Source organism: Chromobacterium haemolyticum (assembly GCF_002081825.1).
Classification (GTDB): Bacteria; Pseudomonadota; Gammaproteobacteria; order Burkholderiales; family Chromobacteriaceae; genus Chromobacterium; species Chromobacterium fluminis.
Genome location: NZ_MUKU01000012.1, coordinates 146,581 through 153,125 on the forward strand (window position 1 = coordinate 146,581; position 6,545 = coordinate 153,125).

At 64.6% G+C, this 6,545-nt stretch carries 6 protein-coding genes and 1 pseudogene; all 7 read right to left on the reverse strand.

Annotated elements, in window-relative coordinates:
* Positions 1-90 precede the first annotated feature (90 nt).
* On the reverse strand, positions 91-1,122 hold the full coding sequence (locus B0T39_RS11725) for a substrate-binding domain-containing protein (protein ID WP_254894542.1): 1,032 nt from the start codon (positions 1,120-1,122) through the stop codon (positions 91-93).
* 140 nt (positions 1,123-1,262) lie between these two features.
* On the reverse strand, positions 1,263-2,201 hold the full coding sequence (gene rbsB, locus B0T39_RS11730) for a ribose ABC transporter substrate-binding protein RbsB (RefSeq protein WP_081546787.1): 939 nt from the start codon (positions 2,199-2,201) through the stop codon (positions 1,263-1,265).
* 62 nt (positions 2,202-2,263) lie between these two features.
* On the reverse strand, positions 2,264-3,202 hold the full coding sequence (locus tag B0T39_RS11735; protein ID WP_081546789.1) for an ABC transporter permease: 939 nt from the start codon (positions 3,200-3,202) through the stop codon (positions 2,264-2,266).
* 66 nt (positions 3,203-3,268) lie between these two features.
* Positions 3,269-4,762, reverse strand: coding sequence for a sugar ABC transporter ATP-binding protein (locus B0T39_RS11740; protein WP_081546791.1), 1,494 nt, complete (start codon positions 4,760-4,762; stop codon positions 3,269-3,271).
* A gap of 11 nt (positions 4,763-4,773) precedes the next feature.
* Positions 4,774-5,172 (reverse strand): D-ribose pyranase, encoded by a 399-nt coding sequence (rbsD, locus tag B0T39_RS11745; protein WP_081546793.1) that lies wholly within the window; start codon positions 5,170-5,172, stop codon positions 4,774-4,776.
* A complete protein-coding gene (locus tag B0T39_RS11750) occupies positions 5,169-6,059 on the reverse strand; it encodes a ribokinase (RefSeq protein WP_081546795.1) in 891 nt (296 codons plus the stop codon). The genes rbsD and B0T39_RS11750 overlap by 4 nt, the downstream gene beginning before the upstream one ends.
* A 254-nt stretch (positions 6,060-6,313) precedes the next feature.
* Positions 6,314-6,545 (reverse strand): annotated as a pseudogene (locus tag B0T39_RS25840) (IS4 family transposase); the annotation flags it as partial.

Sequence of the window (6,545 nt, forward strand, 5' to 3'; positions counted from 1 at the left end):
CTATTGTACGCCGGCTGGCAAAGCGGCAGCAAACCCCAGGGTCTGTTGAGCTTTGTTTTTCCGCCGGGGAAAAACATAGTTCAACAGACCCTAATCCGGCCAGCGCCGGTGCAAGCTGGCCGGCACCAGGGCCTCCGGCTCGGTCAGCGTCTGCCCTTCCAGCAGAGCCAGGGCCAGATCCAGGCTACGCGCCGCCATTTCGCGGCTGTCCTGCACAATGGCGTCAACGCGCAGCGGCAGGCAATCCAGCAAGGAGTGATCGTCGAAGGTCAGCAGGCGCAGCGGCGCGTTGGCCAGGCCGCAATGCTGATTGAGAAAGGCCAGCGCGCCCTCCAGCAGCGACACCGAGGCGGTGAACAAAGCCTGAGGCAGGCGTTGATGCTGTTGCCGCCATTGCTGCATCAGTTCGAAACCGGAACGGCGCAGGTAATCGCGATGGCAGACCCAGCCCGGCTTTTCCTCCACGCCATGCCGCGCCAAGGCCTGGCGATAGCCTTGCAAACGGTCGCGGCTGGGCGACAATTCGGCCTGGCCGCCGAAGAACACCACTTCAGACACGCCCTGCTCCAAGGCGTCGCCCACCAGCCGCTCCACGCTGGCGCAACCGTCGGTGACCACCGACGGAATGCCGCTGCCGTCCACCCTGCGGTCGACAAACACCAGCGGCAGCCGCCGCACCCATTTCTGGTAAGACTTGGCCTCGTGCGTGCACGGCACCACGATCATAGCGTCCACCTGCCGCGCCGCCAGATGGGCCATGACCTCGGCCTCGCGCCGCGGATCTTCGTCGCTGGTCACCAGCAGCATCTGGTAGTCGCGCTGGCGACACAACTCTTCCATCGCCTGAGCCAGTGCCGCGTGAGCGGAGTTGGTCAAATCGGGAATCACCAGTCCCACCGAATTGCTGCGCCGCGAACGCAAGGAACGCGCCGACTGCGACGGGTTGAAATGCTGCTCGCGCGCCACCTTCTCCACGCGCTCCACCGTGGCCCGGGAAATGCGGTAGCGCTCGGCATGGCCGTTGAGCACCATGCTGGCGGTAGTGCGCGACACGCCGGCCAGTTCGGCGATGTCGTCTATGGTCAAACGCTTGTAGCCGCTCATCGACAGCCTATTCCTCATGCGGCGGCGCCATGCCCGCCGCCCAAAACTCGATTGCAAAACAGCCCCGGCCTGCGCAAGCGCGGGGCGGGGCCGCCGATTGCTGGCAACCTTACCTCAAGCGAGCCGCCGTCGCCAGAGCGATGGCGGCCTCCCCCGGCTTACTGCTTGACCAGATTCAAAGGCACCGGGATGAATTTCTCCACCTGCTGGCCGTCGATCAGCTTCTTGGCGGTCTGCACGCCGTACTGGCCAATCAACTCCGGCTGTTGCTGCACGGTCGCGGCCAGGCCGCCGGCCTTGACCGAGGCCACCGCGTCGGCGGTGGCGTCGAAGCCCACCACCGCGACGTTCTTCAGGCCGGCGGCCTGGATCGCCTTCAAGGCGCCCAGCGCCATTTCATCGTTGTGGGCGAACACGCCCTGCACGTCCTTATTGCCCTGCAGGATATTTTCCATCACCGACAAACCCTTGGCGCGGTCGAAATCAGCCGGCTGCTTGGCCACCACCTTGACCTCGGCCTTGCCGTCCGCCACCGCATGGAAACCCTGGCCGCGCTCGCGAGCGGCGGAGGAACCGGGAATGCCCTCCAGCTCTACCAGCCGGCCCTTGCCGCCCAGCTTCTGCAGCAGGAATTCGGCCGCCATCTTGCCGCCGGCCACATTGTCGGAAGCAATGTGGGCGCTGACTTCCGCGCCGTTGACGCTGCGATCCAGCGACACCACCTTGATGCCCTTGCTCACCGCTTCCTTCACCACATTGGCGACGGCGGAGGAGTCGGTGGGGTTGATCAGGATCACGCTCACCTTCTTCTGGATCAGGTCCTCAACGCTGGCTTGCTGCTTGGCGGAGTCGTCCTGCGCGTCCACGGTGATCAGGCGCACGCCCTCTTTGGCCGCCTCGTCTTCCGCGCCCTTGCGCAGCGAGACGAAGAACGGATTGTTCAGCGTGGACACCGCCAGGCCCACTACCGGCTGGCCGGAGGCCGCGGCCGGCGCGCTGGCGCCGGACGAGGCGCCGTCGGCCGGACCCTGCTTGGTGCAGGCGATCAGACTCGCCGCGATGACACTGAAAACCAAAGGCTTGATTAAGCGTTGCATATCGGAACTCCCCTTGTGTAATGGTCGCTTGCGCTGCAGGCCCGCCGACGGCGGGCCCGTTCTCACTTCTTGCCGCTGCGGTCCAACAGCACCGCCAGCAGAATCACCACGCCCTTGATCACCTGCTGATAGAAGGACGATACGCCCAGCAGATTCAGACCATTGTTCAATACCCCGATCAGCAAAGCGCCGATCAGCGTGTCTACAATCCAGCCGCGGCCGCCGGTCAGGCTGGTACCGCCCAGCACCACCGCGGCGATGGCGTCCAACTCATAGCCGGCGCCGGCGGTGGGTTGCGCCGAATTCAAGCGCGAAGTCAGCACCGCGCCGGCCATCGCCGACAATGCGCCGGACAGGGTGTAGACCCAGATCTTGACCCGGTCCACCTTAACGCCGGAGAGACGCGCGGACTCCTCGTTGCCGCCGGTGGCGTAAACATGGCGGCCAAAAACGGTTTTCTTCAACATGAACCAGAAGCCGGCGAACATCAGCAGCATCCACACCACCGGCACCGGCACCACGCCGGCCACATAGCCGCCGCCCAACATGGAGAACATATCGCTGCCGAAGCCGGTGATCGGGCTGCCGTTGGACGCCACCAGCGACAGACCGCGCAGAATCGTCATCGACGCCAGGGTGGCGATGAAGGGCGCCACCTTGCCCTTGCTGATCACCAGACCATTGCAGCAGCCCATCAACGCGCCGGACAGGATGCCCAACAGCGTGGCCAGCAACGGATCCACGCCGGCCTGCAGCAGCATCGCGGTCAACACTGACGACAAGGCCAGGATGGACCCCACCGACAGGTCGATGCCGCCCAGCAAGATAACCAGGGTCATGCCGAAGGCGATCAGCGCGTTGATGGAGACCTGGCGCATCACATTGAGCAGATTGCCCATGGTCAGGAAGTCGGCGCTCATCACCGACAAGCCGGCGCAGATCGCCAGCAGGGCGATGAAAGGCCCGAGTTTTTGCAGCATTGCTTTTTGTTGCGGGGTCATCTTGCTTACCGTTTCCCTTGCTTGCGCCCAATGGGCGCGACCTGAATATTCAATGCGCGTCGGCGCTCAGTCCGCCGTCGCGCCGGCCGCCGCTGCCATGATGTCTTCCTGCGTCGCCGAAGCGGCCTCGAACAGCCCGGCCCGGCGGCCCTCGTGTATCACCAGGATGCGGTCGCTCATCGCCATCACCTCCGGCAGTTCGGACGACACCATAACGATGGCCACGCCGGCGGCCGCCAGTTGATTGATGATGTGGTAGATTTCGGCCTTGCCGCCCACGTCGACGCCGCGCGTCGGCTCGTCCAACAGCAGCAGCTTGGGCGGCTCCGCCAGCCACTTGGCGAACACCACCTTCTGCTGATTGCCGCCGGACAGGGATTTGACATCCAGTTCAGCGTCGCGGGTGCGGATGCGCAATTGCTCAATCAGCCGCCGCGCCTCTTCGTTCTCGGAACGGCGGCTCACCACACCCAGTCGCGCGTGGCGGCGCAGATGAACCAAGGTGGCGTTTTCCCGCACCGACATGCCCAGCACCAGGCCCTGACTCTTGCGGTCTTCCGTGACGTAGGCGATGCCGGCGGCAATGGCGTCGCCGGGCCGGCGGATGTTCAGCTCCGCGCCGTCCAGCCGCACCCGCCCCTGCCGGCGCGGTTTGACGCCGAACAAGACATTGAGAATCTCGCTGCGGCCCGCCCCCATCAAACCGGCCACGCCCAACACCTCGCCGGCGCGGACTTCGAAGCCGATGTCACGGATGTTGCCGTCGTCAGCCAAACGCTCCACTTCCAAGCGCACCGCGCCGGGCGCGGACGCGCGCTTGGGAAAACGGTCGCCGATCTCGCGGCCCACCATCAGCCTCACCACCTCGTCGAAATCGGTGGCGGCGGTCTGACGCTCGCCGACGAAACAGCCGTCGCGCAGCACGCTGATCTTGTCGCAGACGCGAAAGATCTCCTCCATTCGGTGCGACACGTAGACAATCGCCACGCCGCGTTGCTTGAGCTGCTCCATGAAGACGAACAGCGCTTCGATCTCGCGCTCGGTCAAAGCCGCGGTCGGCTCGTCCATGATTAGCACCTTGGCGTTCAAGGACATCGCCTTGGCGATTTCCACCATCTGCTGCTGACCGATGGACAATTGTCCGGCCTCCGTCTCCGGATCGATCCGGCCGGCGCCCAGCTGTTGCAGAATCTGGCTCGCCTCGCGCCGCATTCCGGCGCGATTGATCACGCCGAAGCGGCTATGCTCGCGCTCGCGTCCCAAAAACAGGTTCTCCATCACCGACAGCTGCGGAATCAGGTTCAGCTCCTGGTGGATGATGGCGATGCCGTGGGACTCCGCCTCGGTAGTGGAGCGAATCGTCACCGGCCGGTCATTGAGCAGGACCTCCCCGGCATCGGCCTGGTGCACGCCGGATAGAATCTTCATCAAGGTCGATTTACCGGCGCCGTTCTCGCCCATCAAGGCATGCACTTCGCCGCCCTTCACGGTGAAATCCACCGCCTCCAGCACCTTGACCGGGCCAAAGGCCTTGCTGATGCCGCGCATGCTTACCTTCATCGCCCGCCCCTTCAAAAGATCACGCCGGAATACAAGATCACATTGGCGTACGGCGTGCATTCGCCAGTGCGGATCACCGCCTTGGCCTCGCGGCAGCGGCGCTTGAACTCCTCATGCGGCACGTACTCCACCGCCACGCCGTGCGCGGCCATATCGTTGGCCAGCACCTCCACGGCCGGACTGTGTTGCAGGCACTCGGCGGCGAACAGCGCCCGCTCCGCCTTGAAATCCGCCAGGATGGAGTCCAGCACGCTGGGAAACTCCGGCACACCCAGGCGCAGGCTCAGGTCTATGCACTCTACGCCGGGCGGAATCGGCAGGCCGCAATCGGCGATGACCAGGCTGTCGGTATGGCCCATGCAAGCCAATACCCGCGCGATGTCGCGGTTCAGATGTCCCAGCCGCTTCATGCCTGCTCCTTCAGCATCTGTTGCAGCGCGGCCAGCGTCGGCATGCCGCCTTGCGCGCCCGCGCGGGTCACGGACAAGGCCGCCGCGGCGCAGGCCAATGCCATCGCCGCCTCAAGGCCCTGCGGCCAGAACGCGGCCAAGGCGCCGTTGAAGGTGTCGCCGGCGCCGGTGGTGTCCACCGCGGACACCACGAAGCCGGGTTGATGGTGCAGGCTGCCGTCGGCGCGGCAGAAATAAGCGCCGTCTTTGCCTCGCGTCATCGCCACCCTTCCCGGCAGTTTGCGCATCAGCGCCTGCCAGTCCCCGCCCCTCTCGTCCAGAGCCTGCGCCAACTCATGCTCGTTCGGCGTCAGCAAGGCGGCTCGCTCCAACAGGCTGGACGGCAGCGGATGAGCCGGCGCCGGATTCAACAAGAAAGGCTTGCCGTGGCGCTGAGCCAGCTCGGCCGCACGCTCCACCGTGGCCAGCGGCACCTCCATCTGCGCCAGCACCACGTCGGCGTCGCGGAAAGCCTGCTCGTCCTGGTCCAGATGCTGCGGCAGCAACTCATGGTTGGCGCCGGGCACCACCACGATGGCGTTGTCGCCCTCGGCCAGGGTGATCGTCGCCAAACCAGTGGCCACCTCCGCTTCGCGCAGACGGCCAATGTCCACGCCCTCGGCCTGCAAGGCCTCCTTGAGCTGAGAACCGAACATATCGCGGCCCACGCAGCCCAACAAGGTCACTTGCGCGCCCAGCCGCGCGGCGGCCACTGCCTGATTGGCGCCCTTGCCGCCCGGATAGGAGGCAAAGCGCTTGCCAAACAAGGTTTCACCCAGCCGTGGATAGCGTTCCGCCTCCACCACCAGATCCATATTCACACTGCCCACAACCAGGACCCGGGTCATAATTTCCTCATCGTTATCAAGCGACGCGCGGCTTAGTTGGCGGCGTCAATTGCTAAAACGTACTCAGCTGACGCTTTATAGCAGAGCCGTCTGCGGGCCGGAAGCGAAAAACTCAATCTGTTCAGCAAATGCAACAGTCCGCGCCAAGCCCATCGGCGGCGCTTGACGGCGGGCGAGCTTCAATGTAGCGGCAAAACTACAGACGGGCCGCGCAGCCGGGACGCAAAAAAAGCTCCCTTGAGGGGTAATGCCGTTCACTTAGCGGATCGAACTTGTTTGATCGGGTAACGGGACGGCTGCTTTTTCACAACGCGAGGGCATTCACGCCCTCGCCGTTGTTTCGAAAGTAGCAATTCACCCAAGCGCTCGCGCAGGCGAAGCAGCCGCGCCGGCAAGGTGCCGGGGCTGCTGATTGCTAGCCAGCTCCACTCGTAGCGCAAATAATGCAGCGCCGTCGTAAAGCTCAGATCCGTCGGTCTGACGCTG